We start from the raw sequence: 25,110 nt of genomic DNA, 5'->3' as shown, positions 1-25,110 counted from the left end.
GCTGGATCGACGCCACGGGCGATATCGAGCCGGTACTTGTCAGCCTCCAGCCGTGCGTCTCTGAGGCTCAAAGCAGGGAATGTCCCCAGGCGCTATCAGGGTTTTCCTGACCCTACTGCCAGCGCCACGGTACGCAAGACATTGCGGGGTATTGAGGGTGCACGGGCGGCACGGCAAAAAGCCAAAGCCTTACTGTTGGAGGATCTCGAGCTCATCGGAGCGTTCCGGCGCAGCGACCGTGGCAGCCAGGGCGAATTCAACCGGTCGTCGCAACACTGGATTGTTGGATAGATTTTAGATACTCATTCAGTGCTTCGGCAGGTGTTTTCCAACCGAGTGTTTTCCGGGGTCTCGTGTTCAGCACACGAGCTACGGATTGGATCTCCTGGGCTCCCCATCGAGACAGATCGGTACCTTTCGGGAAGTATTGCCGTAGAAGACCATTCGTATTTTCGTTCGTACCGCGCTGCTATGGACTATGGGGTCGGCAAAGAAAACCTTTACTCCGGATTCGATTGTAAATCGAGCGTTATCTGATAGCTCTTTACCTCGATCCCATGTCAAAGATCGCCACAGTTCGACAGGAAGGTCACTGTTTTCTTCAGTGCGCTGGACATGCTAACAGCCCCGTAGCCAGGTGCAAGCGGGCTGCGTAAGATCACTGTCGACCGTATTGATCAGCTCGGATTTCTTCTCAATCAGAAAACAGGTCGAACATCAGTTGCCGCAACCAGATATTGGCGAGGTCCTGGTGGTATTTCGCATGCCAGAACATGTTGATGGCGATTTCCGGCAAGGCGACTGGGTGCGGCAAGACGCTCAGACCGAAGGGCTCTACGCAGCAGTCGGCGAAACGTATCGGCACAGTGGCGAGCAGCTCGGTGCGCTGGAGTATGTGGCCAACGGCGACGAAGTGCGGCACCTCCAGGCGGATGTCGCGCCGGATGCCGGCCTTCGTCAAGTATGTGTCCACCTCGCCGTGGCCTGTGCCAGCGGCGATGACACGCACGTGGCCATAGGAACAGAAGCGCTCAAGAGTCAGGGTTCGCGGGTGGCCGGATGGTCCTTGCGACACAGGCACACGTAGTGATTGTGGAGCAGCCGGCGCTGGAAGAAGCCAGTCTGCAGGTTGGGCAGCAGGCCCACGGCTAGGTCCACTGTGCCGTTCTGCAAGGCTTGCATCAGGCTCATCGAACTGTCGCGCACGGTGCTGATCGCGCAATTGGGGCTTGAAGAGTAATCGCATCCATCAGCCGCGGCATGAAGTAGATCTCGCCGATGTCGGTCATGGCCAGGGTGAAAGTACGCTCGCTGGTCAGCGGATCGAAGCGCTCATGGTGCTGCAGGGCTTCGCGCAGGGCGTGCATGGCCAAGGCGACGGGCTCGGCCAAGTTCGCGGCGTAGGGTGTGGTTCCATACCCTGGTAGGTGCGCACGAAAAGTTGGTCCTGTAGCGCTGTGCGCAGGCGTTTCAGCGCATTGCTGACAGCAGGCTGGGTCAGGCCCAGGTTCTCGGCAACGATAGAGACGCGTCTGCAGACCAGCAGCTCGTTGAACACCACCAGCAGGTTTAAATCCAGATCACGCAGTTCCATGGAGCCTCGCTCGGGTTATGCCGGCGTCCCGCCTGGCAGGCAGCAATATTCACGCTTATAATATATTGTATAGTGGTCGGTGTCTTTATCAATATTCTTTACTCCGTTATGGTTATTAACAGTCAACTGTAAACCATCATGAGTACCAGCATGAAAACAATAAACCTGGCTTGCGCTCGGTATCATCGGCGGCGGGATTTCCGGCGTTGCCTTGGCTCTGGAGCTCTGTCGCTACTCCCATTCTCAAGTACAGCTGTTCGAGTGCGCGCCGGCTTTTGGTGAGGTCGGTGCAGGAGTTTCCTTTGGCCCCAACGCGGTGCGCGCCATTGTCGGCCTAGGCTTGGGCGAGGCCTACTTGCAGGTCGCCGACCGTACCTCGGAAGCCCTGGGAGGACGTGTGGTTCGAGTGGCGGCGCGGCAGGGATGCCAGCTATCTGGGAGCGACCATCGCTCCGGGCGTGGGCCAGTCCTCGGTACACCGGGCGGATTTCCTCGATGCCCTAGTAAATCACCTCCCAAAAGGTATCGCCCCAATTCAGGAAGCGCGCCACACAGGTCGAGCAAAAGGGGGGCGAAGTGCAAGTGCTATTCGCCGACGGCACAGAGCACCGCTGTGACCTTCTAATCGGTGCCGACGGAATCAAGTCAGCGCTGCGTAGTCATGTGTGGAAGGTCAGGGGCTGGCCCCACAGGTACCGCGCTTCAGCGGCACCTGTGCCTATCGGGGGATGGTCGACAGCCTACACCTGCGCGAAGCCTATCGAGCCCAGGGCATCGACGAGCACTTGGTGGACGTACCGCAGATGTACCTAGGGCTTGACGGCCATATCCTCACTTTTCCGGTGAGGAATGGCCGCCTCATCAACGTTGTGGCCTTCATTTCCGACCGTAGTGAGCCGAAGCCGAACTGGCCGCGGATGCCCCTTGGGTGCGCGATGTGAGCCAGCGAGAGATGCTCGATGCCTTCGCGGGTTGGGGTGATGCCGCGCGCACCCTGCTGGAGTGCATCCCGGCACCAACTCTCTGGGCACTGCACGACCTGGCGGAGCTGCCGGGCTACGTGCACGGGCGGGTCGTCCTGATCGGCGACGCAGCTCACGCCATGCTGCCGCACCCAAGGCGCCGGTGCCGCCCAAGGACTTGAGGACGCCTACTTCCTCGCCCGCCTGTTGGGCGATACCCAAGTCGATGCAGACAACCTCGCCGAGCTGCTTGAAGCCTACGACGACCTGCGCCGCCCTCGTGCCTGTCGCGTGCAGCGAACCTCCCGGGAGACCGGCGAGTTATACGAGTTTCGCGACCCCGTCGTAGGTGCGAACGAGCATCTGCTGGGGGAAACCTGGCGACCCGCTTCGACTGGCTGTGGAGCCACGACCTCGACGCCGACCTGGCCGAGGCACGTGCGCGCCTGGGTTGGGAAAATGGTAGCCGGGGTGTGCTACGTCAAGGGTGACAACGTTGATAACGGTCGCGGATTCGAGGGCAAACAATTCGATTGCGTCCTGGACGTCGGCTATGTGGTGGAGAGGGGCTCGCTTAAGGGGCTGAGCGTCAGGAGTGGAATGTCACTACGGGTTCCAACCACCAGGCTGACGTCGATGAGAACCGCTTGATCTTTAACTACACGTGGAAGCTTCTAAGCATGGGCGGCCTACCGGCCCTAGCGTCAGTGGGCCGATACCACAACCGCATCCTAAACCTAATATAGTTTCCTTGCATGCTGCGCCGCTGAGCGCCGCTGGACGTGACAATGCACAACAGTAACAAGATGCCTTGCTCGTTCCGTTCCACCTTCACCGTCAGTGCTCTGGCATTGCCCTCAGCATTTCACTGGCGAGGGCGGTCAAGGCGGCCGAACCGATCAAGATTTGTCTTTTGATGTCCTACATCGGCACCGTCGCGGCCCAAAGTGAAGCTACTCCGGCTCTGCCTTGGTTGAACGGAGGAAGATATGTCAGAGGCCTTTGAAATCACTGTGCAGCCTGGCGGAGAGCGATTTGCCTGTCAGCCGCTGCAATCAGTGTTAAGTGCAATGGAGACGCAGGGTAAGCAATGCTTACCAGTGGGCTGTCGTGGTGGCGGTTGTGGCTTGTGCAAGGTGAGGGTTCTTGCCGGTGACTACGAGTGCGGGCGTGTGAGCTGCAAGCACCTGCCGGTAGAAGCCCGCGAACAAGGCTACGCCTTGGCCTGCCGACTGTTTGCCCGGAGCGATCTATGTATCGAGCGTTATTCAAAGCCTGGCAGTGAAAACACGGTCGATCCACAATAATAAAGAGAATAGGTGATGTCATGAAGAAAGGTGTAATGCGCCCAGGGCACGTGCAACTGCGTGTACTGGACATGGGTAAGGCGTTGGAACACTACATCGAATTGTTGGGCCTGATCGAGATGGATCGTGACGACCAGGCCGTGTCTATCTGAAGGCCTGGAGTGAGGTTGACAAATTTTCTGTAGTGCTACGCGAAGCTGATGAGCCAGGTATGGATTTCATGGGTTTCAAGGTGGTAGATGAGGTGTCTCTCCAGCAACTTGAGCAGGATCTGCAGGCACATGGCTGTTCGTCGAACAGGTACCGGCGGGGGAGCTCAATAGTTGCGGTCGGCGTGTGCGCTTCCAAGCCCCCTCAGGGCATCACTTCGAGTTGTATGCTGACAAGGAATACACTGGCAAATGGGTGTGAATGAGGTCAATCCCGAAGCCTGGCCACGCGATCTGAAAGGTATGTCGGCGGTGCGTTTCGATCATTGCCTGCTGTATGGTGATGAACTACAAGCCACTTATGAGTTGTTTACCGAGGTACTCGGCTTTTACCTGGCCGAGCAAGTGGTCGATGCCGAGGGTATACGCCTAGCACAGTTTCTAAGCTTGTCGACCAAGGCCCACGATGTGGCTTTTATCCAGCATGCGGAGAAGGGTAAGTTCCATCATGCCTCATTCCTCCTCGATACCTGGGAGGACGTGTTGCGCGCTGCCGACCTGATCAGCATGACCGACACCTCGATCGATATCGGCCCGACCAGGCACGGCCTGACCCACGGCAAGACCATTTATTTCTTCGACCCGTCCGGCAACCGCTGCGAGGTGTTCTGCGGCGGGAACTACAACTATCCGGATCACAAGCCGGTGACTTGGTTGGCCAAGGATGTGGGCAAGGCGATCTTCTATCACGACCGGGTGCTCAACGAACGATTCATGACCGTTATGACCTAAAGGCCCAGCTCGACTTATTGCAGAGATTACGCAGATGAAAGAGATCAAGCATTTCATTAACGGTGCCTTTGTCGGCTCGGCCAGCGGCCGCACCTTCGAGGACATCAACCCGGTCAATGGCCAGGTGATCGGCCGCGTCCACGAGGCCGGCCGCGCCGAGGTCGACGCTGCGGTCAAAGCTGCCCGTGCCGCGCTCAAGGGGCCCTGGGGGAAGATGACGGTGGCCGAGCGCGCTGACATTCTGCATCGCGTGGCCGATGGCATCACGGCCCGTTTCGACGAGTTTCTCGAGGCCGAATGCCTCGACACCGGAAAGCCAAAATCCCTGGCCAGCCATATCGACATCCCGCGTGGGGCGGCCAATTTCAAGGTGTTCGCCGACCTGCTGAAGAATGTCGCCAACGAAGCCTTCGAGATGGCCACCCCGGATGGCGCCGGTGCGCTCAACTACGGCGTGCGCCGGCCCAAGGGGGTGATCGGGGTCATCAGCCCGTGGAACCTGCCGCTGCTGCTGATGACCTGGAAAGTCGGACCGGCCCTGGCCTGCGGCAACTGCGTGGTGGTCAAGCCATCCGAGGAAACTCCGCTGACCGCCACCCTGCTCGGCGAGGTGATGCAGGCCGCCGGCGTACCGGCGGGCGTGTACAACGTGGTGCATGGCTTCGGCGGCGATTCGGCCGGGGCCTTCCTCACCGAGCACTCGGACGTCGACGCCTACACCTTCACCGGTGAGACCGGCACCGGCGAAACCATCATGCGCGCTGCGGCCAAGGGCGTGCGCCAGGTGTCGCTGGAACTGGGCGGGAAGAACGCCGGCATCGTGTTCGCCGACTGCGATATGGACAAGGCCATCGAGGGCACCCTGCGCTCGGCCTTCGCCAACTGCGGCCAGGTCTGCCTCGGTACCGAGCGACTGTATATCGAGCGGCCGATCTTCGACGCGTTCGTCGCCCGACTCAAGGCCGGTGCCGAAAGCCTGGTGATCGGGCCGCCGGACGACGCCAGCAGCAACTTCGGCCCGCTGGTCAGCCTCAAGCACCGCGAAAAAGTCCTCAGCTATTACCAGCAGGCAGTCGATGACGGCGCCACCGTTGTCACCGGCGGCGGCGTGCCGGAGATGCCGGCGCACCTGGCCGGCGGCGCCTGGGTGCAGCCGACTATCTGGACTGGCCTCTCCGACAATTCGGCGGTGGTCACCGAGGAAATCTTCGGCCCCTGCTGCCATATCCGCCGTTCGATACGGAAGAGGAGGCCATCGAACTGGCCAACAGCCTGCCCTATGGCCTGGCGTCGGCGATCTGGACCGAGAGCAGCTCGCGCGCCCACCGCGTCGCCGGGCAGATCGAGGCCGGCATCGTCTGGGTCAACAGCTGGTTCCTCCGCGATCTACGCACCGCCTTCGGCGGCAGCAAGCAGTCGGGCATCGGCCGCGAAGGGGGTGTGCACTCGCTGGAGTTCTACACCGAGCTGAAAAACATCTGCGTGAAACTCTGAGGCGGCCATGACTGCATCCCTGAAGGCACCCCCGCAAGCAGCGGAGCAGGCTCCGGAACCTAGCCCCGAGCTGGGTCGCGAGATCCTCGCCGCAGGCTGGCGCACCAACTTGCTGGAGCAGGGCAGCGGCTTTCCGCTGCTGCTGATCCACGGCTCCGGCCCTGGCGTCACCGCCTGGGCCAACTGGCGCCTGGTCATGCCGCAGCTGGCCCAGAATCACCGGGTGCTCGCCCCGGACATGCTCGGCTTCGGTTACAGCGAGCGCCCGGCAGATGCTCACTACAGCCTCGACACCTGGGTGCTGCATGCCCTCGGCGTGCTGGATGCCCAGGGCATCGCCCAGGCCGACCTGGTCGGCAATTCCTTCGGCGGCGCCATCGCCTTGGCCCTGGCCGTGCGTCACCCCGAGCGGGTGCGCCGGCTGGTGCTGATGGGCAGCGTCGGCGTGCCCTTCGAGCTCACGTCGGGGCTGGACGCAGCCTGGGGCTACAGGCCATCGCTAGCTAATATGCGCGCGCTGCTCGACCTGTTCGCCTTCGATCGCGGCCTGGTCAGCGAAGACCTGGCCGAACTGCGTTACCAGGCCAGCATACGCCCGGGCTTCCAGGAATCCTTCGCCGCCATGTTCCCGGCCCCGCGCCAGCGATGGATCGAGGAGCTGTGCAGCGACGAGCGGGCGATCCGCGCGTTGCCCCACCCGACCCTGGTGGTGCATGGCCGCGAAGACCAGATCATCCCGCTGCAGGCTTCGCTGACCCTAGCGCAGTGGATTCCCAACGCCCAGCTACACGTCTTCGACCAGTGTGGCCACTGGACCCAGATCGAACACGCCGAGCGTTTCGCCCGCCTGGTCGAGGATTTCCTCGCCGAGGCCGCCCCCCTTTCCTGAGAGAGACAAGCATGGACCAGATATTGATCAACGAGCTCGGCGACGAGCTGTATCAGGCGATGCTCAACCGTGAAGCGGTCAGCCCGCTGACCGAGCGCGGTTTCGCCATCGGCATCGACGACGCCTACCACATTTCCCTGCGCATGCTCGAACGCCGGCTGGCCGCCGGCGAGAAGATCATCGGCAAGAAGATCGGCGTCACCAGCAAGGCGGTGCAGAACATGCTCGGCGTGTATCAGCCAGACTTCGGCTACCTGACCGATGCCATGGTGTTCAACAGCGGCGAGGCCGTGCCGATCAGCCAGCGGCTGATGCAGCCCAAGGCCGAGGGCGAAATCGCCTTCATCCTCAAGAAGGACCTGATCGGCCCCGGCGTGACCAACGCCGACGTGCTGGCCGCCACCGAGTGCGTGATGCCCTGTTTCGAGATCGTCGATTCGCGCATCCGCGACTGGAAAATCAAGATCGAAGACACAGTAGCGGACAATGCATCCTGCGGCCTGTTCGTGCTCGGCGACACGGCAGTGTCGCCACGCCAGGTCGACCTGGTTACCTGCGGCATGCTGGTGGAGAAGAACGGCCAGTTGCTCAGCACCGGCGCCGGTGCCGCGGCCCTGGGTTCGCCGGTCAACTGCGTGGCCTGGCTGGCCAACACCTTGGGCCGCTTCGGTATCCCGCTGAAGGCTGGCGAAGTGATCCTCTCCGGCTCGCTGGTACCCCTGGAGCCGGTCAAGGCCGGCGACTTCATGCGCGTCGAGATCGGCGGCATCGGCAGCGCCTCCGTGCGCTTCACCTGATCGAACAGAGGACAAACCCATGAGCAAGAAACTCAAGGCGGCCATCATAGGCCCCGGCAATATCGGTACCGATCTGGTGATGAAGATGCTCCGTTCCGAGTGGATTGAGCCGGTGTGGATGGTCGGCATCGACCCCAACTCCGACGGCCTCAAACGCGCCCGCGATTTCGGCATGAAGACCACAGCCGAAGGCGTCGACGGCCTGCTCCCGCACGTGCTGGACGACGACATCCGCATCGCCTTCGACGCCACCTCGGCCTATGTGCATGCCGAGAATAGCCGCAAGCTCAACGCGCTTGGCGTGCTGATGGTCGACCTGACCCCGGCGGCCATCGGCCCCTACTGCGTGCCGCCGGTCAACCTCAAGCAGCATGTCGGCCGCCTGGAAATGAACGTCAACATGGTCACCTGCGGCGGCCAGGCCACCATCCCCATGGTCGCCGCGGTGTCCCGCGTGCAGCCGGTGGCCTACGCCGAGATCGTCGCCACCGTCTCCTCGCGCTCGGTCGGCCCGGGCACGCGCAAGAACATCGACGAGTTCACCCGCACCACCGCCGGCGCCATCGAGCAGGTCGGCGGCGCCAGGGAAGGCAAGGCGATCATCGTCATCAACCCGGCCGAGCCGCCGCTGATGATGCGCGACACCATCCACTGCCTGACCGACAGCGAGCCGGACCAGGCTGCGATCACCGCTTCGGTTCACGCGATGATCGCCGAGGTGCAGAAATACGTGCCCGGCTACCGCCTGAAGAACGGCCCGGTGTTCGACGGCAACCGCGTGTCGATCTTCATGGAAGTCGAAGGCCTGGGCGACTACCTGCCCAAGTACGCCGGCAACCTCGACATCATGACCGCCGCCGCGCTGCGTACCGGCGAGATGTTCGCCGAGGAAATCGCCGCCGGCACCATTCAACTGCCGCGTCGCGACATCGCGCTGGCTTGAGGAGTAGCACCATGAATTTGCACGGCAAGAGCGTCATCCTGCACGACATGAGCCTGCGCGACGGCATGCACGCCAAGCGCCACCAGATCAGCCTGGAGCAGATGGTCGCGGTCGCCACCGGCCTCGATCAAGCCGGTATGCCGCTGATCGAGATCACCCACGGCGACGGCCTCGGCGGTCGTTCGATCAACTACGGCTTCCCGGCCCACAGTGACGAGGAGTACCTGCGCGCGGTGATCCCGCAGCTCAAGCAGGCCAAAGTCTCGGCGCTGCTGCTGCCCGGCATCGGCACCGTCGACCACCTGAAGATGGCCCTGGACTGCGGCGTCTCGACTATTCGCGTGGCCACCCACTGTACCGAGGCGGATGTCTCCGAGCAGCACATCGGCATGGCGCGCAAGCTGGGGGTCGACACCGTCGGCTTCCTGATGATGGCGCACATGATCAGCGCCGAGAAAGTCCTGGAGCAGGCCAAGCTGATGGAAAGCTATGGTGCCAACTGCATCTACTGCACCGACTCGGCCGGCTACATGCTGCCTGATGAAGTCAGCGAGAAAATCGGCCTCCTGCGCGCCGAGCTGAACCCGGCCACCGAAGTCGGCTTCCACGGCCACCACAACATGGGCATGGCTATCGCCAACTCGCTGGCCGCCATCGAAGCCGGTGCCGCGCGCATCGACGGCTCGGTCGCCGGCCTCGGCGCCGGTGCCGGCAACACCCCGCTGGAAGTGTTCGTCGCAGTGTGCAAACGCATGGGCGTGGAGACCGGCATCGACCTGTACAAGATCATGGACGTGGCCGAGGACCTGGTGGTGCCGATGATGGATCAGCCGATCCGCGTCGACCGCGACGCCCTGACCCTGGGCTACGCCGGGGTGTACAGCTCGTTCCTGCTGTTCGCCCAGCGCGCCGAGAAGAAATATGGCGTGTCGGCCCGCGACATCCTGGTCGAACTGGGCCGGCGCGGCACCGTCGGTGGCCAGGAAGACATGATCGAAGACCTCGCCCTGGACATGGCCCGGGCCCGTCAGCAGCAGAAGGTGAGCGCATGAACCGTACCCTGACCCGCGAACAGGTGCTGGCCCTGGCCGAGCACATCGAAAACGCCGAGCTGAATGTCCACGACATCGGCAAGGTGACCAACGATTTTCCCGAGATGACCTTCGCCGACGCCTACGACGTGCAGTGGGAAATCCGCCGGCGCAAGGAGGCCCGCGGCAACAAGATCGTCGGCCTGAAGATGGGCCTGACCTCCTGGGCGAAGATGGCGCAGATGGGCGTGGAAACGCCGATCTACGGCTTCCTCGCCGACTACTTCAGCGTGCCGGACGGAGGCGTGGTGGATTGCTCCCAGCTGATCCATCCAAAGATCGAGGCGGAAATCTCGGTGGTGACCAAGGCGCCGCTGCACGGTCCGGGTTGCCACCTGGGTGACGTGATCGCGGCGATCGACTACGTGATCCCAACCGTAGAGGTGATCGACTCGCGTTATGAGAATTTCAAGTTCGACCTGATCAGCGTGGTCGCCGACAACGCCTCCTCGACCCGCTTCATCACTGGTGGGCGCATGGCCAGCCTGGAGGAGGTCGATTTGCGCACCCTCGGCGTGGTCATGGAGAAGAACGGCGAAGTGGTCGAACTCGGCGCCGGCGCGGCGGTGCTCGGCCATCCGCTGTCCAGCGTGGCGATGCTGGCCAACCTGCTGGCCGAGCGCGGCGAACACATCCCGGCCGGCACCTTTATCATGACCGGCGGGATCACCGCCGCCGTGCCGGTGGCGCCGGGCGACAACATCAGCGTGCGCTACCAGGGCCTCGGCTCGGTGTCCGCGCGCTTCATCTGAACCCCCGCGGTCGGCCTGCACGGTCGGCCGCCCCTATTGTTGGAGGACGAGGCCATGCCCATCGCCCAGTTGTACATTCTCGACGGTCGCAGCAACGAGCAGAAGGAAACCCTGATCCGCGAAGTCAGTGAGGCCATGTCGCGCTCGCTGGACGCGCCGATCGAACGAGTCCGGGTGATCATCACCGAGATGCCGAAGAACCACTTCGGCATCGGCGGCGAACCGGCGAGTAAGCTCAATCGCTGAGGCTGCTCTGATCATCTCGCCCCTCGAAACTAACCTCGTCTGGCAAGCAGCCCTGCGGGCCTGTGCATCGGCGGAATTGGCGTTTCCGGCGGCTCTGGAGAGCAGGACGAAACCTGAGCAGAGGCGTGTCTGCGGGCGATGCTCGGCTGAGTCCGCCCGAGCCCGCAATCAGGACCAATAAGTGCTTGCCGGATCACACATCTGCCCTAACAGCCGTACGGAATTGAATCACACTAATGCAAAAATTCACTATCCGAACCCGACTTTTAATGCTGGTCGGCGCTATGTTTACCGGCTTCATAACTATCGAGTTGATGGGATTCAGTGCTCTTGAGAGAGGCGTGGCAAGCCTTAATACAGTTTATCTAGATCGAGTCGTTTCGCTACGTGACCTGAAAACCATCGCCGACCTGTATGCAGTGAAAATCGTCGATAGCAGCCACAAGGCTCGCAGTGGCCGCATGACCTACGCCCAAGCCGAGCAAGAGGTGAAAGACGCCGGTCGGCAGATCGATATGCTATGGCACTCCTACCAAAAGACTAAAAAGATCGATGAAGAGCAACGTTCAGTGGACGCACTAGCCAAGCTTATTGAGGAAGCTCAAGACCCCATTGAACGCTTGAAAGGAATTTTGGAACGTGGCGACAAGGTGGCACTCGACACCTTTGTCGAAAATGAAATGTACCCGTTGATTGATCCGCTTTCGGAAGGGCTCAGCCATCTGACCCAAATCCAAGTGGAGGAATCAAAGCGTACCTATGACGCCGCTGTTGTCCTGTATGACTCTTCACGCACCATGTTAGCGCTGCTGCTCTTGGGAATACTGATTTGCGGTGGTGTCTTCGCCACGCGGCTTATACGTAGCATCATCCATCCTTTAACGACACTTAAGGATGCAGCGGCTCGTGTAGCACTTGGCGATCTTAGCCAGTCAATTCAGGTGAGCGGTCGCAATGAGGTTACCGACGTGCAGCTGTCTGTGCAGGCGATGCAGGCTAATCTTCGCAATACCTTGCAGGATATCCAGGGCTCGGCGACTCAATTGGCAGCTGCTGCTGAAGAACTTCAGACGGTAACTGAGAGCACAGCCCAGGGTATCCACCGGCAAAATGATGAGATGCAAATGGCGGCCACGGCAGTAACCGAAATGTCCGCTGCAGTGGATGAAGTCTCAGACAATGCCAACCGCACATCCAATGCATCACACGAAGCGATGGACCTGGCAGACGGGGGGCGCAAACAGGTTATGCTAACCTGCGAGACTATCGATCGGCTCAGCGGCAAGCTTAATGAAACCACCGGAACCGTCTTCCGCCTGGCTGAGGAAGCATCGAACATCGGTCGTGTATTGGACGTGATCCGTGCCATTGCCGAGCAAACCAAATTGCTTGCACTCAATGCTGCGATTGAGGCCGCCCATGCTGGTGAGGCAGGCCGTGGTTTTGCGGTAGTCGCTGACGAAGTTCGCAATTTGGCACAACGCACCCAGACCTCTACTCAAGAAATAGAACGAATGATTTTTTCCATTCAGAGTGTGACGCAAGAGGGGGTTCGTGACGTGCAGCAGAGCTGCGAGTTTGCTGCAGGCAGTCAGAAAATGGCTAGTGAAGCTGATCAGACACTGACCCTGATCGCCGAGCGGATCACGGAAATAAATGGTATGAATTTAGTGATTGCCAGCGCAGCAGAAGAACAAGCCCAGGTGGCGCGAGAAGTAGATCGGAACCTGGTTACTATCAGTGACATTTCTGAACAGAGTACCGCCAGCGTTCGGCAGACCGCCAAGGCCAGTGAAGAGCTGGCGCGCTTGGCCGCAAATCTTAATAATCTGGTCAATCGCTTTAATATGTAGCCCCTAGGGGGGCGCTTATATGGACTCCTCCCCCGGGCAGCGGGTCGGACGCAGTACCTCTGCATGAATGGAGGATCCTCGCTGACCCGGTATCAAGGTGCCAAAGTGGAGAGTGCCAAGAAGGTTTTCCAGTTGCACACCGTTGATCGGTGCACTGGGAGGCAGGGCGGCGGCAAAAACTGAGTGCAACACATGACATTTCCGGTACGGTGCTGTCCCTATGTCTTATTCCGAACTCAGCGTTGAAGAGCGCGCCACCATTCAAATCGGTCATGCCCAAGGCAGTCTGCGTCGGATTGCCTGCTTGATCCCCCGATCCCCTTCGACCATCAGCCGGGAACTGCGCCGCAATCGAGATGCCTGTGGCGGTTAATCGGCCCGTGTGGCCCAGTAGCAGACGCAGGCCCGCCGCCAGGTTTGTAGACCGATGCGAAAGCTGTTTCCGGGGAGTGAGCGCTTCGAGTTGGTGGCTCATATACTGAGTGAGCGTTTGTCTCCCGAACAGATTGCCGACAAGCTGCGCAGCATGAACATACCCCACCTAAGAGATGCCTACGTCTGTCGCGAGACGATCTACAACGCCATCTATGCCTTGCCGGTCGGTGAGCTGCACAAGGAGCAGATCATCTGCCTGCGCCAAAGCAAGACGACGCACCGACCGCGTTCTGGCGGCGTCGATCGCCGCGGGCAGATCCCCGAGATGGTCAGTATTCATGTGCGCCCGCCGGAGATCGAAGACCGGCTGATGACGGGGCATGGACGAGCCCCCTGAAAGACAGGACACCGTTTCCCCCTTAACATAAGGGATAGGCAAACGACTGTGTATATGACTAATAGAAACGATAAGGGTGGGGAGCTTTTGGGTCAGGAGCGGCGTCGCCGCTGGAGCCCGGAGCAAAAACTGGCCATGGTTCGCGAGAGCCTGCAACCGGGGCAAAGCGTCTCGGTGGTGGCTCGACAGAATGGCGTGAATGCCAACCAGTTGTTTCAGTGGCGCAAGCTCTATCAGAGCGGCAGTCTCTCGGCTGTCAGTGCTGGGGAGAGCGTGGTGCCCGCTTCCGAGCTGGCCGATGCGCTCAAGCAGATCCGCGAGCTACAGCGCATGCTTGGCAAGAAAACCATGCAGGTCGAGATCCTTCAGGAAGCTGTGGAGATTGCTCGGTCGCGAAAATGGATTGCGCACTCACCCTTGTTGCCGGGGGACGACCAGTGAAGCTGATCAGTGAAAGTCTCGGTGTAGCGCGCTCGCAATTGACGGTTCGACTCAACCCAAATGCTCAGGTCGAGCGGCGTCGCCCTGCACTGGACGATGCCGCACTGGTCGAAGAAATTCAGGCTGAAGTGAGTGAACTGCCCAGCTACGGGTACCGCCGTGTGTGGGGGTTGCTGCGTCGTCGGCGTGAAAAGCAGAGTCAGGCGCCGATCAACGTCAAGCGGGTTTATCGCGTCATGCGCGATCATCAGTTGCTGCTGGAGCGACGGATTAAACAACCGGGTGTGGCACGCCGTCACGAAGGCCGAATTGCCGTGGCCACCAGCGATACCCGGTGGTGCTCGGACGGGTTTGAGTTTCGCTGTGATGATAACGCCAAGCTGAGCGTGACCTTTGCCCTGGACTGCTGCGACCGCGAAGCCATCGGTTGGGTGGCCAGCCCGACCGGGTACAGCGGCGACGATATCCGTGATCTGATGCTGGAGGCGGTGGAAAAACGCTTCGGTGAAGAGGCGCCTGCCACCCCGGTGCAATGGCTGAGCGACAATGGCTCGGCCTACATCGCTGAACAGACACGCCAGTTTGCCCGACAGATCGGCTTGCAACCGCTGACCACGCCGGTGCGTAGCCCGCAGAGCAACGGCATGGCCGAGAGCTCTAGCTGAACGCTCTCCAGCTCGATCCCGCGCCGTGCAGCAGCCATAGCAATGGTGACTGTGTAGCAGGAGGCGAGTGCTTGCAGCTCGTACTCGAGAAGGCTGGCACCAGTGTCCGTACCCAATGGTACAGGCTCATCGCTGACGAGTGTGAAGCGGCCGGCTCGCGCCTCATCACGCTGCCCACCCATGAATGCAGCTCCAGTGCTTGCAGTCATTTTGCTGCCGCCGTCCCACGTCCCGTTCAAAGACAGAGTGAACTTGGTAGTTTCCCGATTTGCTCGACTGGCGTTGCCTGCCTCCACCAGAGCGTTCAGATAAATGCCGTTGAGCAAAGCAGTTGTAATCACGAGCTCCTCAGATGGCGGTGTAGGTATGTACGTCGGGTTCGGCAGCCAGCAGGGGCTTGAGGCCGCCGACTACGTCAGCGGCGAACAACTCGCTTTGCAGGTAGGCGTTGGCGTTCTCCAGCGTGTCGAAGCAATGCAGCACCTACACTTCTTCGTCGCGTACCAGCTGTGTCTTGGACTTTGCGCCTTGGATCTTCTCCAGGAACGTCTCCTTGTACTGTTGGTAAATGCAGGCAGCAGCACGATTAGTGCGCTCGATCATCAGCGTGATCTGTAGATAGACCATGTTGGATCTCCAGATTTACGAAGTGAGTGGTTCCGCATTTCCTGTCCCGATCCTTGGCAACTGGGCCCAGGTCTTAGTTGCGACCAGCCATAACACCACCATCGACGTCCCAGATTGCGCCGGTAACCCAGCTGGCTTGCTCGGAGAGGAGGAAGACAACTATACCAGCCACGTCCTGCGGAGTGCCAACACGGCCTATCGGGTGGAAACTGTTGAAGCCCTGCAGCGCGCTATGCACTTCCGCTTTCGGGATGAAGCCTTCGTAGATCGGGGTTTGCACAACTGCCGGGGAAACGGCATTCACGCGGATGTTCTTCGAAGCTAGTTCCATCGCTAGGTGCTGAGTCAGGGAATGCAGGCCGGCCTTAGCCATGGAGTAGGCAGATGACGGGGTGGCGGCGATCGCTTGCTTGGCCCACATCGAGCCGATGTTCACGATGGCGCCTGGACGGTTTTGCTCAACCAGGTTGGCGGTAACCTTTTGGGTGATAAAGAAGAACGCCTTGTTCAGCTTCATGTACTGGTCGTAGTCCGCATCCTGGTGTTCCAGGAAAGGTTTCGGGAAGAACACACCGGCAGCGTTCACTAGCATGTCGATATCCGAGTGCTGCTGGCTGATGGTCTTGATCAGTTTGGCCAGGCCTTCGTCGCTGGTCAGATCTGCAGTAAGAGCAGTCACGTTTCCCTGAGCGGAGAGGTCTTTACGAGCCTCTTCGGTTTTTTCAGGACGGTTACCGATGATGACTACGCTGCCGCCTTCAGAGAGAAACTGGCGTGCAGTTTCCAGACCCATGCCACTGGTGCCACCGACGACCAGCAGTTTCTTACCGTTGAATTGGTTGCTCATTGGGAGACCTCTTTGCACCTGCCCACGGCAGGTACCTGGTTAACGGGGATTGGGGCGAGTCACTTGCCTAAGACGCCGACACCGGCAGGCAGTTCGTGCCCTCTATGGGCCAGTGCAACGTGGCTATCTGGAAACTAAAGGGCAGGAAGAAAAATTTTCCACCTTAGCTAAACTCCAGAAACTTTCCGCCGACTTCGAGTAGTTTAGCCGCAGCACACTTTGCCTTGGAGCGAATATTCCTCGCTTTCAATTCCGCCAACAAACGAGATAAAATTTCTCACCACTAAAGAAATTCTTTATCGATATGAAGGCTCCAGTTCATCTCAACGCGCTGCGCGCTTTTGAAGCCAGTGCCCGCCACCAGAGCTTTTCTGCGGCTGCAGCCGAGCTGCACGTCACGCCGGCAGCGGTTGGTCAGCTCGTGCGCACACTCGAGGATTGGCTAGGCACTCATCTTTTTGTCCGCAGTACCAGCGGCAAAGCACGGTTGATCCCCACGGATGCGGCCGAACGTGCTCTGCCGGATATTCGAGCAGGTTTCGACAGACTGACCCTAGGGATGGAGCGGCTTCAGGAGTGCTCGGTCAGTTGCGTGCTTACCGTGGCCGTTAGCCCGGCCTTCGCCGTCAAGTGGCTGCTGCCTCGGATCGACCGCTTCCAGGCCATCTGCCCTGATACGGACGTGCGGCTAGACACCAACCTCAAGCCGGTAGATTTCGTTGCTCAGCAAGTCGACATTGGCGTGCGCTATGGCACGGGCAAGTGGCCTGGACTGGCCGCCGAGAAGATGATGGATGAAGAGATTTACCCGGTATGCTCACCACAATTGCGGCGAGAGCGCTTTTGCCTGCAGAAGCCCAATGACTTGGTCCGGGAGATATTGATCCACGATCTCTCGATGGATAACCACTCAGGCTTCCCGACCTGGGAGAGCTGGATGCAACAAGCTGGTGTGACGGAGACGACCACCCTTCGCGGCATGAAAATCAACAACTCTGCTGCTGTATTGCAGGCTGCTGCCGAAGGGCACGGAGTCGCCCTAGCACGAGGCGTTATGGCGCGTGATGACTTGGCGAGTGGCCGCCTGATTCGGCTGTTTCCAGAGATCAGCGTTGCATCAGATTTGGCTTATTACGTTGTCTACCGCCCGGAATGCGTCAGCTTGCCAAGGCTGACAACCTTCCGAGATTGGCTGCTGGCTGAGGCGGCGGAAACCTAGATACGGACTGACTGCTTATGGCCGATTCTGTTGAAAAAGTCGGTTTTTCAGCTGACCTGAATTCAGAAACGGCCATCGCCTAAGAACCGACTCACCACATTGAGTGGTTTCTCGGCCCTTCGTTGAACGTTGCTGCTCAGTTAGTGGGTTAAAAAGCAAACCGTCGGATATCGCTACCGTATGGGACTGCATCTGGCCTTGTGCAAGGGGCCCGTCGATGCTGTGCAGGAAATCCAGATGGGCGACCGTACCGCGTGGGGTGATGCCGACCGCGCGCCGCTGACCAGCCTCTCCATCAACAAGCCCACCCTGTTTGGCGGCGACGAGCGCGAGAGCGGCGTGGTCGGCACCATTGATGTGCTGTCTGGTCATGCCGGTCAGGGGCGCAACGACAACCTGATGAGTCGTCTCGGCAGTTCCATTCCGGCATTCCGGGGCGTGCTGTCCTTGGTAACGAGCAAGTTCGCGGCCAACAACCCGAACATCAAACCGTGGGCAGTGCGCGTCCGGCGCTTCACGGCGGGGTGGTTGGATGCGCCGTGGATGGAGTGGAATACCGAGGTGCGTACCTGGGATGAGGACGAAGGGCGCGAGATTAGCGTCGGCATGAATCCAGCCCACATTCTGGTGCAGTGCCTCACCGACCCGCATTGGGCATGGGCTATCCGCAGAGCACCATCGGTTGGAGTTTCTGGAACGAGGCGTGGGCTTTGTCGAGCGAGGGCTTCGGCCTCAATCTGATCTGGACGCGCCAGCAGCCCATCGAGAGCTTCATCGACCACATTGGCGGCATCCTCTACACCGGCCCGGAGCCAGGCACATTCGAGCTCAAGCTGCTGCGCGACGACTATTGGATCGACAGCCTGCCGCAGTTGGGGCCTGACGAAATCGTGCGGCTGGAACGCTTCGAGTGCGCCCAGTGGGGCGAGCTGCCCAACGAATTAACGGTGGTCTACACCGACTGGCAGACCGGCGGTGATGCTGCCGTCACGGTCGAGAACCTGGCCGCCATCCAGTTGCAAGGCGGCGTGATCAATCAACGCCGCGACTACTCTGGCGTCAACTACGGGCCGCTGGCTGCCCGGCTGCCTGACATCCAGTTAGGGTATAGCTCAGGCTGACATCCAAGCAGGACGCCCTAGTCGGGGGTTGACTCGCAGAAATTGCTCTCTTCCTGTAGGCTGTCGCGGCCATTGAGTTACCAAAGACACTCGATAAGACCTCATGCTTACCCTGCAAAACATGATCTGGCTGCCTACGCCGCCATAGCGCTTCGCCCCCCGCATCATCTGTGACTGCTTGCTCTGCCAGCGGTCGCGCTCTGCTGTGCTTTCGGTTTTAACACCCGCCACAGCTCCCCTACATCCGACAATTTGACCTCGTATCGACCAGCTGCACATGGCCTGCGCCATGCTGGATCAGCGCCAGTACCCAGTTGCGGCCGACTTGAGTGGTAATATCGGCCTTTGCAGCCGCGAGCATCTGCTCGATGAGCTTGCTTCCCTGGATGAACAGCGCGGCAAGTTGGCCCTGGAGCAGGGGCGGATCATGTTAGCGGCCGCGAAAGAGCGAGCCATGACGTATGGTGTGACCGCGCCGGAGTCCAAGCAACGTCATGGCGATTTGCTGGAAAGCCTGCAAGAGCTGCAAAGCGAAACGCGCCTGCTGGTCATCGGTCGCCAGGGCGAATCTAGCGGTGGTCTGAGTCAGCATGTCGGGAGCCAGCTGGAAAGCGTGATTCGTATCATGCACCGGCCGATCCTCGTCACCCCGGCCAGCTTCCAAAAGCCCAAGAGCGCGATGCTGGCATTCGATGGCGGAGCTACTACCCGCAAGGGGGTGGAGATGCGGGCAGCCAGCCCGCTGCTGAAGGGGTTGCCGATCCACCTGGTCATGGTTGGCACCGTAAGCGATGAAGCGTCCGCACAGCTGGACTGGGCGCAGAAAGTGCTGATCAACGTCGGCTTCACTGTTCGTGCCGATACCCGGAGCGGTGAGATAGAGCCTACCTTGCACGCCTATCAGAAAGAGCATGGCATCGATCTGCTGGTGATGGGGGCCTATGGACATTCACGTATCCGGCAATTCCTGGTCGGCAGCACCACGACCAGCATGCTTCGCACAACCACCAGTCCGCTGTTGCTGCTCCGCTAATGGCCATGGACGACGCCCTCAATCTTGCCCATTTCAAGACCCTGCTGGAACAGCGCGCTGCCGAGCTGGATCGATTGCTGGAAGACGCTGAATCTCGCTCGCAATCGGTAGAGCTGGATCAAAGCAAGGTAGGGCGTCTGTCGAGGATGGACGCACTCCAGCAGCAAGCAATGAACGATGCCATCCGAGGTCGGGCGCAGCATGAACGCGTCCGCCTCCAACAGGCCCTCAAGCGCTGGCATAAGGGTGAGTATGGCTGGTGTAACCAATGCGGCGCGTTGATCGCCCTGGGTCGCCTGGTGTTTGATCCGGCCACGCCACTGTGTATCACCTGTGCCAGTCGCGTCGAGTCGGGTTGAACCCCATGACAGCTCGTGGCGTCAGCCCCGATTAACGAGGTTCCGAATGTATTTGTTGGCAAAAAACTGGCTGGGCCGAACACGGAAAGCAAGCATCTGGATGTGGACGCTGCTGTGCCTGGTGTTGCTCACCGTATTCCAAGTCCGCACCCATCACCTTGATGATCGCTTGTACTTCTGGATCACGACCTACTGGCACACCGACGATTGGCAGGAACGCTCTGTGTGGCTGCCTGGCTATCGGGTTGAGCTGGATGTTAAGCCGGTTCCCGGTGTGGACAATAACCTTTCGGGCCTGACCTTCGACCCTGATCTAAAACTGCTGTGGGCGGTTACCAATGGCCCGAACGAACTGCTGGCCCTCAGCCGTGACGGTGACGTGGAGCGACGTTACAGCCTGGATGGCTTCCACGATGTGGAAGCGGTGTCTTATGCCGGCAACGGTCAATTGGTAATTGCCGAGGAGCGTCGGCAGAGCCTGGTTATCGTGGATGTCCTCATCGACGAAGACGGCAAGCTTTCTTCTGACCGCTCATTGAGCCGAAACCAGTATCCAATCCTGACCTTGGCGCTTGGCAAAGAGGACAACAAAGGCCTTGAAGGGCTCGCCTACGACCTGGAAGGTGACCGCCTGTTTGTGACCAAGGAGCGTGACCCTCGCCAATTGCTTGAGGTGAGCGGCCTTCGTACCAGTCTGGCAGGAGGTTTTTCCCTGCACGTCCGCGACCTGTCCAGCTTAGTAAAAGACAAGGTATTTGCCACTGACTTGTCTTCGGTCGTCTTCGATCAACAGAGCGGTCATCTGATATTGCTAAGCGACGAGTCGAAACTGCTGATTGAAATGACCGATGAGGGCAAGGTGGTGAGTTTCCGCTCCTTGGAGAGGGGGTTTGCTGGTTTGCTGAAAGGTATACCCCAAGCCGAAGGCGCAACCATCGACGATAAAGGGTATTTGTAAGTGGTCAGCGAGCCGAACTTGTTCTATCGCTTTACCCGCGAGACCGATTGACCAGTCAACAAGCTACAGTCAGGCGTGGCCGGGACACTTGAACTGTTAGCGTACGATTTTTTCCGAATTCTGCGGGCTCCCCTACCTGACCGACACGGACACCTATCTCGGTGCGCTAGCCGCCGCTGGTGGAACCGGGCAGTTGAATTGGCAACTGGCCACCGCATCCAGCGCCGACATCACTGCCGTGGTGAGCGAGGACTATGCGCCACTGCTCACGCTCGATGCAGCCTTGCCTGCCAGCGAGGTCGATGCCATCGGTGTGCCGGTGACGGCCATCAGCCAGCCGGAGAGACTGGCCGAGGGCGACTACGCCTATCTGGTGGCTGCCAATGGAGCGATTGCAGAGGCTGATCACCCGACTCGAGCGGTTAGAAGCCGATACGAAGATGGAGACCGTCGTCCATTTTCTCGACAAGGAGAAATGGCTGGGATTGGGCGTCATCATCTTCAGCAGTACTACGACACAGCGAAGTGGCTGGCGGACTCGCTGGCGGCGCGCCACCCGGAAGAAGCTGTCGGCCTTTATGCGGGTGTGGATCGGAGCCGTCTGTACCAGCGCGGCGACAGCGTGAGTGTCGAGCGTGAAACCTTGAAGCCGATGGTCGCCGAGCACCAGATTCGCGTCATGATAGCTACCGATGCCGCCTGCGAAAGGCTTGAACCTGCAAACCTTGGGCACGCTGATCAACGTCGATCTGCCGTGGAACCCAACGCGCCTCGGACAGCGGATTGGCCGGATCAAACGCTTCGGACAGCGGCGTGAAACCGTGGATATGCTGAACCTTGTGTTCGAGCAGACCGTGGACGAAAAGATCTACGAGCGCCTGTCCGAGCGCATGAAGAACCGCTACGACCTCTTCGGGTCGCTGGCTGACACCATCAAGGACGAGTGGATCGATGACATCGAAACACTCGGTGAACAGTTGGACGAGTACATCAATGCCCAGAAGACAGCGACAGGCTTCGACCTGCGCTACACCGGCACGATGATGCCATCGGACAGGGATTGGCGTGAATTCACAGAAGTCTTGTCGCGGCGCGATCTCGCCACCCTGATTAGCGCAGCCTGGGGCTAATCAATGCAGCCATTTTCTATTACTCTTTTCGCAACATCCGGAGACCCCGAGGGCATTCATCACCTCGACAAATCGAACTGGTCAGGGTACGGCGTTGTCTCAACAAAGAGCTTTTACACCTGTTGAAGCAGGAGCCGGGCTTCTCGCAAGTCGGCATCTACATCCTTGTCGGCAATGCCGCCGAAGAAACGATCTACATCGGGGAGGCCGACCCCGTCGGTGACCGGCTGAAGAACCACGTCTCGAACAAGGAAGGTGCAGCAGGGTGCGCGACCGTTCGGGCAGAGTGGCCGGCAACCGTCCCAGAAAGGCGCGATGCCGCGCCCAGGTGTCGGGCGGGTCCCAGTCCATGAAGAAGCAGGGCCCGCCACCGTGAGAAATTAAAGGCGCGGGCTGGCGCAGCGTTTTCCTTATTGTGCCGATCGAGTTGCAAAGCAGAGACATAGCCGCCGGGGTTGATGGAGTTGTAATCGGCGCCGGTTTCAATCTCGGCACCTTGCAGATTGACACGTTCAAGCTGAAAGTCGAATCCGCCCGCATCCGATTTGATGGGTGCATCAATCTGCACCACAGTGCGCGCCGATCAATTACATGATCATTGCCGGGTTGTCGCGGTCGAGGCGGGTGAACTCGAGCATCCAGTGTGGATACAGTCGCGGCGGTGTGCTGATCTCATCAAGTGCGGCGACCTCCTCAGCCGAAAGCTGCCAATCGACAGTCTTCAGGTTGTCCTGCAACTGCTCGGGTTTGGTGGCGCCGATAATCACCGAACTGACGGGCGACTTGCGCAGCAGATAATTGAGCGAGACCTGCGCCGAACTCACCCCGCGCAACTTGGCGATGCGCTGCACCTCGTCCAGGATCGCGTAGGCCTTTTCCTCTTCGATCTGAATGAAATTATGTTCTTCCTTACTGCGCCGGGCCCCCCGCGGGCCCTTGCCGCCACGGGGGTATTTGCCGGTGAGAAACCCCGCGCCCAACGGCGACCAAGGCGTGATACCCAGCCCCTGGTCCCGGCACAGCGGGGCGAGTTCGATCTCCACGTCACGCGACAGCAGCGAGTAATAAGCCTGCAACGAAATGAACTTCTCCCAATGGTGTCTCTCGGAGATGGACAACGCTTTCATCAGTTGCCACGCAAAGTAATTCGAACAACCCAAGTAGCGCACCTTGCCAGAATGCACCAGGTCGTTCAGCGTCGAGAGCGTTTCCTCTAACGGCGTCATGAAGTCAAAGCTGTGCACTATGTAGAGATCAAGATAATCGGTGCCCAGACGCCTGAGGCTGTTCTCGCAGCTCTGAATGATGTGGCGCCGACTCAAGCCCACGTCGTTGATCTCTTGGCTCATACGTCCGCGCACTTTGGTGGCCAACACCACCTTGTCGCGCTTGCCCTTGAGCGTCTTGCCGAGGATCTCCTCAGACTGGCCGTAGGAATAGACATCGGCGCTGTCGAAAAAATTGATGCCGGCATCCAGCGCGATATCGACCAGGCGCTGGGCGGCAGACTGGTCAAGCCCGCCGATTTTCTCCCAGTAGCCCTGCTGGCCAAAGCTCATAGTGCCAAAACACAGCTCGGAAACGAGCAGACCGGATTTGCCAAGTGAGCGGTAATGCATGATGTGTCACTCCTGTTGAAATAGGTTGAGATAATGAGCAAAAAGGATATTCATACGTCTTTCGACCCCAGCAGCCATCAATGTGTTGCGACGTTAGCAGGCGTTACGCAGCGTGCAGAGGGAAAAACCTGCTGGTTCAACCGCAGTGCATCGTCCGCTTGGGTCCCTCCGGGAAAAATCACATCCGTCATTTGAAGGTACTGGTGTACGTTCGACTGCACCCGTTACGATATCCTCGAAGCACTTCATCCTGCGGTCGTTCGGGCAAGGTGACGGGCAATCCTTCCAGAAATGCCCGATGCCGCGCCCAAGTGTCGGCGGGCGCCACTCCATGAAGACGCATGGCTCGCCGCCGTGGTTGATGAACGGCGCTGGCTTGCGCATCAGAACTCCGTGTAGCCTTTTGCGTCAGGCGTGTAGAAGGTGGCGGGATCGGCCGGCTTGAGTTCCCCGCCGCTTTTCAGTTTTTGCGCCAGGTCCGGGTTGGCGATGAAGGGGCGGCCGAAGGCGACGAGATCGCCTTTGTTCGCGGCGAGATCGGCATTGGTGCGCGCCGCGTCATAGCCGCCGGAGAGGATGTATTTACCCCTGAAGGCCGTGCGCAGTTGCACCTTGAGAGTCTCGCTCACCGGTGGCGCACCCATGGAACTGTGGTCGACCACATGGAGATAGACCAGGCCGACGTCGTTGAGCGCCTCGATCAAGCGCAGATACAACGCATCCATGTCAGCGTCCGACGCCATGCCATTGAACACGCCATAAGGCGAGATGCGTATGCCGACCCGCTCGGCGCCGATCGCTGCCGCAGCAGCGCGGGCCACCTCCACCGCGAAGCGGATGCGGTTGTCAATGCTCCCGCCCCAGCGATCGCTGCGGTGGTTGGACGCGGTGTTGAGGAACTGGTCGATGAGATAGCCGTTGGCGCCGTGCAGCTCGACGCCGTCGAAGCCTGCAGCCACGGTGTTTTTACACGCAGCGGCATATTCCTCGATCGCCGCCGCAATGTCTTGCTCCGTCATGGTCCCAGGCACGGGATGCGGCTGCATTCCTTCGGTGTCCGTCCACATCTCACCTGGCGCGGCGACGGCCGATGGCGCGAGCAGGTGAGCGCCCAGCGGCAGGTTGGCGGGATGACCCACCCGCCCAGTGTGCATGAGCTGCACGAAGACGCGACCGCCAGCAGCATTCACGGCCTCCGCCACCTGGCGCCAGCCCGCCACCTGCGCATCCGAATAGATGCCGGGGATGTGCGCATAACCCAGGCCGTTGGGCGAGGGCGAAGTGCCTTCGGTGATAAGGAGCCCGGCCTCGGCGCGCAGGCTGTAGTACTGGGCCATCAAGTCGTTCGGTACATTGCCCAGCGCCCGCGAGCGGGTCATGGGCGCCATCACGACACGGTTGGGCAAGTTCAAGGGGCCGAGTTGGACAGGGCTAAACAGCTTGGTCATGC

23 protein-coding genes and 8 pseudogenes are annotated in these 25,110 nt (G+C 59.9%); 22 read left to right on the top strand and 9 right to left on the bottom strand.

The window, feature by feature from the left end; genetic code table 11:
- From BLW70_RS31405 to nahR, 3 genes and pseudogenes are all read right to left on the bottom strand, one after another.
- Positions 1 to 71 (bottom strand): hypothetical protein (locus tag BLW70_RS31405; RefSeq protein ID WP_413037935.1); only part of this gene is annotated, 71 nt, incomplete at its 3' end.
- A gap of 185 nt (positions 72 to 256) precedes the next feature.
- A pseudogene (locus tag BLW70_RS00550) lies at positions 257 to 647 on the bottom strand (IS30 family transposase); the annotation flags it as partial.
- Positions 648 to 694: 47 nt separating this feature from the next.
- Positions 695 to 1,594, bottom strand: a pseudogene (gene nahR / locus BLW70_RS00545) (HTH-type transcriptional activator NahR).
- Between the two features lie 181 nt (positions 1,595 to 1,775).
- Here nahR and salA point away from each other — a divergent pair.
- From salA to BLW70_RS30975, 14 genes and pseudogenes are all read left to right on the top strand, one after another.
- Positions 1,776 to 3,047, top strand: a pseudogene (gene salA / locus BLW70_RS31335) (salicylate 1-monooxygenase).
- A 498-nt stretch (positions 3,048 to 3,545) separates the two neighbouring features.
- Positions 3,546 to 3,863 (top strand): 2Fe-2S iron-sulfur cluster-binding protein, encoded by a 318-nt coding sequence (locus BLW70_RS00535; RefSeq protein ID WP_011117432.1) that lies wholly within the window; start codon positions 3,546 to 3,548, stop codon positions 3,861 to 3,863.
- A gap of 20 nt (positions 3,864 to 3,883) precedes the next feature.
- Positions 3,884 to 4,804 (top strand): annotated as a pseudogene (locus BLW70_RS00530) (catechol 2,3-dioxygenase).
- Positions 4,805 to 4,838: 34 nt separating this feature from the next.
- Positions 4,839 to 6,298, top strand: a pseudogene (locus tag BLW70_RS00525) (2-hydroxymuconic semialdehyde dehydrogenase).
- 7 nt (positions 6,299 to 6,305) lie between these two features.
- On the top strand, positions 6,306 to 7,187 hold the full coding sequence (locus tag BLW70_RS00520; protein ID WP_011117429.1) for an alpha/beta fold hydrolase: 882 nt from the start codon (positions 6,306 to 6,308) through the stop codon (positions 7,185 to 7,187).
- Positions 7,188 to 7,198: 11 nt separating this feature from the next.
- A complete protein-coding gene (gene dmpE, locus BLW70_RS00515) occupies positions 7,199 to 7,984 on the top strand; it encodes a 2-oxopent-4-enoate hydratase (protein ID WP_011117428.1) in 786 nt (261 codons plus the stop codon).
- A gap of 19 nt (positions 7,985 to 8,003) precedes the next feature.
- Positions 8,004 to 8,927 carry an acetaldehyde dehydrogenase (acetylating) gene (locus BLW70_RS00510; RefSeq protein WP_011117427.1) on the top strand — a complete coding sequence of 308 codons (924 nt, stop codon included), beginning with the start codon at positions 8,004 to 8,006 and terminating at the stop codon, positions 8,925 to 8,927.
- Positions 8,928 to 8,938: 11 nt separating this feature from the next.
- Positions 8,939 to 9,979, top strand: coding sequence for a 4-hydroxy-2-oxovalerate aldolase (gene dmpG / locus BLW70_RS00505; RefSeq protein ID WP_011117426.1), 1,041 nt, complete (start codon positions 8,939 to 8,941; stop codon positions 9,977 to 9,979).
- Positions 9,976 to 10,770 carry a 2-oxo-3-hexenedioate decarboxylase gene (gene dmpH, locus BLW70_RS00500; protein WP_011117425.1) on the top strand — a complete coding sequence of 265 codons (795 nt, stop codon included), beginning with the start codon at positions 9,976 to 9,978 and terminating at the stop codon, positions 10,768 to 10,770. Before dmpG ends, dmpH begins: the two co-directional genes overlap by 4 nt.
- A gap of 54 nt (positions 10,771 to 10,824) precedes the next feature.
- The gene (locus BLW70_RS00495; RefSeq protein ID WP_011117424.1) at positions 10,825 to 11,016 is read left to right on the top strand and encodes a 2-hydroxymuconate tautomerase; all 192 of its coding nucleotides are present in this window, start codon (positions 10,825 to 10,827) and stop codon (positions 11,014 to 11,016) included.
- 236 nt (positions 11,017 to 11,252) lie between these two features.
- Positions 11,253 to 12,011: pseudogene (locus BLW70_RS31400) on the top strand (MCP four helix bundle domain-containing protein); the annotation flags it as partial.
- Positions 12,006 to 12,869, top strand: coding sequence for a methyl-accepting chemotaxis protein (locus BLW70_RS31395; protein ID WP_413037934.1), 864 nt, complete (start codon positions 12,006 to 12,008; stop codon positions 12,867 to 12,869). The pseudogene BLW70_RS31400 and the gene BLW70_RS31395, both read left to right, overlap by 6 nt.
- A gap of 220 nt (positions 12,870 to 13,089) precedes the next feature.
- Positions 13,090 to 13,626 (top strand): annotated as a pseudogene (locus BLW70_RS00480) (IS30 family transposase); the annotation flags it as partial.
- Positions 13,627 to 13,695: 69 nt separating this feature from the next.
- A pseudogene (locus tag BLW70_RS30975) lies at positions 13,696 to 14,738 on the top strand (IS3 family transposase); the annotation flags it as partial.
- A gap of 357 nt (positions 14,739 to 15,095) precedes the next feature.
- On the opposite strand, the gene BLW70_RS31265 reads toward BLW70_RS30975, so the two are convergent.
- The 3 genes from BLW70_RS31265 to BLW70_RS00455 form a co-directional block, all read right to left on the bottom strand.
- A complete protein-coding gene (locus tag BLW70_RS31265) occupies positions 15,096 to 15,230 on the bottom strand; it encodes a hypothetical protein (RefSeq protein WP_019694525.1) in 135 nt (44 codons plus the stop codon).
- Complete coding sequence (locus BLW70_RS30910) at positions 15,231 to 15,374, bottom strand: hypothetical protein (protein ID WP_011117420.1); 144 nt, start codon at positions 15,372 to 15,374, stop codon at positions 15,231 to 15,233. It lies immediately after the preceding gene.
- A 73-nt stretch (positions 15,375 to 15,447) separates the two neighbouring features.
- On the bottom strand, positions 15,448 to 16,221 hold the full coding sequence (locus BLW70_RS00455) for an SDR family NAD(P)-dependent oxidoreductase (protein ID WP_011117419.1): 774 nt from the start codon (positions 16,219 to 16,221) through the stop codon (positions 15,448 to 15,450).
- Between the two features lie 304 nt (positions 16,222 to 16,525).
- On the opposite strand from BLW70_RS00455, the gene gcvA reads away from it, so the two are divergent.
- The 8 genes from gcvA to BLW70_RS30965 all read left to right on the top strand — a co-directional run bounded on the left by gcvA (position 16,526) and on the right by BLW70_RS30965 (position 22,041).
- Positions 16,526 to 17,440: a transcriptional regulator GcvA gene (gcvA, locus tag BLW70_RS00450; RefSeq protein WP_011117418.1), complete on the top strand. Its 915-nt coding sequence runs from the start codon at positions 16,526 to 16,528 to the stop codon at positions 17,438 to 17,440.
- 237 nt (positions 17,441 to 17,677) lie between these two features.
- Entirely contained in the window at positions 17,678 to 18,181 is a 504-nt protein-coding gene (locus BLW70_RS30905) for a hypothetical protein (RefSeq protein ID WP_218022560.1), read from the top strand.
- Entirely contained in the window at positions 18,151 to 18,561 is a 411-nt protein-coding gene (locus BLW70_RS30900) for a hypothetical protein (protein WP_218022559.1), read from the top strand. Before BLW70_RS30905 ends, BLW70_RS30900 begins: the two co-directional genes overlap by 31 nt.
- Before the next feature lie 289 nt (positions 18,562 to 18,850).
- Positions 18,851 to 19,594, top strand: coding sequence for a universal stress protein (locus tag BLW70_RS00440; RefSeq protein WP_031319755.1), 744 nt, complete (start codon positions 18,851 to 18,853; stop codon positions 19,592 to 19,594).
- Positions 19,594 to 19,953 carry a TraR/DksA family transcriptional regulator gene (locus BLW70_RS00435; protein ID WP_011117415.1) on the top strand — a complete coding sequence of 120 codons (360 nt, stop codon included), beginning with the start codon at positions 19,594 to 19,596 and terminating at the stop codon, positions 19,951 to 19,953. Before BLW70_RS00440 ends, BLW70_RS00435 begins: the two co-directional genes overlap by 1 nt.
- A 46-nt stretch (positions 19,954 to 19,999) precedes the next feature.
- Positions 20,000 to 20,911: an SdiA-regulated domain-containing protein gene (locus BLW70_RS00430; RefSeq protein ID WP_011117414.1), complete on the top strand. Its 912-nt coding sequence runs from the start codon at positions 20,000 to 20,002 to the stop codon at positions 20,909 to 20,911.
- Positions 20,912 to 21,104: 193 nt separating this feature from the next.
- Positions 21,105 to 21,728, top strand: a complete 624-nt coding sequence (locus BLW70_RS30970; protein ID WP_230682654.1) for a hypothetical protein — start codon at positions 21,105 to 21,107, stop codon at positions 21,726 to 21,728.
- Entirely contained in the window at positions 21,622 to 22,041 is a 420-nt protein-coding gene (locus BLW70_RS30965; protein ID WP_230682653.1) for a helicase-related protein, read from the top strand. The genes BLW70_RS30970 and BLW70_RS30965 overlap by 107 nt, the downstream gene beginning before the upstream one ends.
- Positions 22,042 to 22,234: 193 nt before the next feature.
- Here BLW70_RS30965 and BLW70_RS30660 read toward each other — a convergent pair whose 3' ends face one another.
- The 3 genes from BLW70_RS30660 to BLW70_RS00410 form a co-directional block, all read right to left on the bottom strand.
- Complete coding sequence (locus BLW70_RS30660) at positions 22,235 to 22,612, bottom strand: glutathione-S-transferase-like protein (protein ID WP_011154419.1); 378 nt, start codon at positions 22,610 to 22,612, stop codon at positions 22,235 to 22,237.
- Between the two features lie 16 nt (positions 22,613 to 22,628).
- On the bottom strand, positions 22,629 to 23,660 hold the full coding sequence (locus tag BLW70_RS00415) for an aldo/keto reductase (protein WP_011117413.1): 1,032 nt from the start codon (positions 23,658 to 23,660) through the stop codon (positions 22,629 to 22,631).
- Positions 23,661 to 24,043: 383 nt separating this feature from the next.
- The gene (locus tag BLW70_RS00410) at positions 24,044 to 25,108 is read right to left on the bottom strand and encodes an alkene reductase (RefSeq protein ID WP_011117412.1); all 1,065 of its coding nucleotides are present in this window, start codon (positions 25,106 to 25,108) and stop codon (positions 24,044 to 24,046) included.
- Between the last annotated feature and the right edge of the window lie 2 nt (positions 25,109 to 25,110).

Source organism: Pseudomonas frederiksbergensis, assembly GCF_900105495.1.
In the GTDB taxonomy this organism is placed as follows: Bacteria; Pseudomonadota; Gammaproteobacteria; order Pseudomonadales; family Pseudomonadaceae; genus Aquipseudomonas; species Aquipseudomonas frederiksbergensis.
Note: the sequence above shows the minus strand (reverse complement) of the source record. Positions and strands in the feature narration are given on the sequence as shown.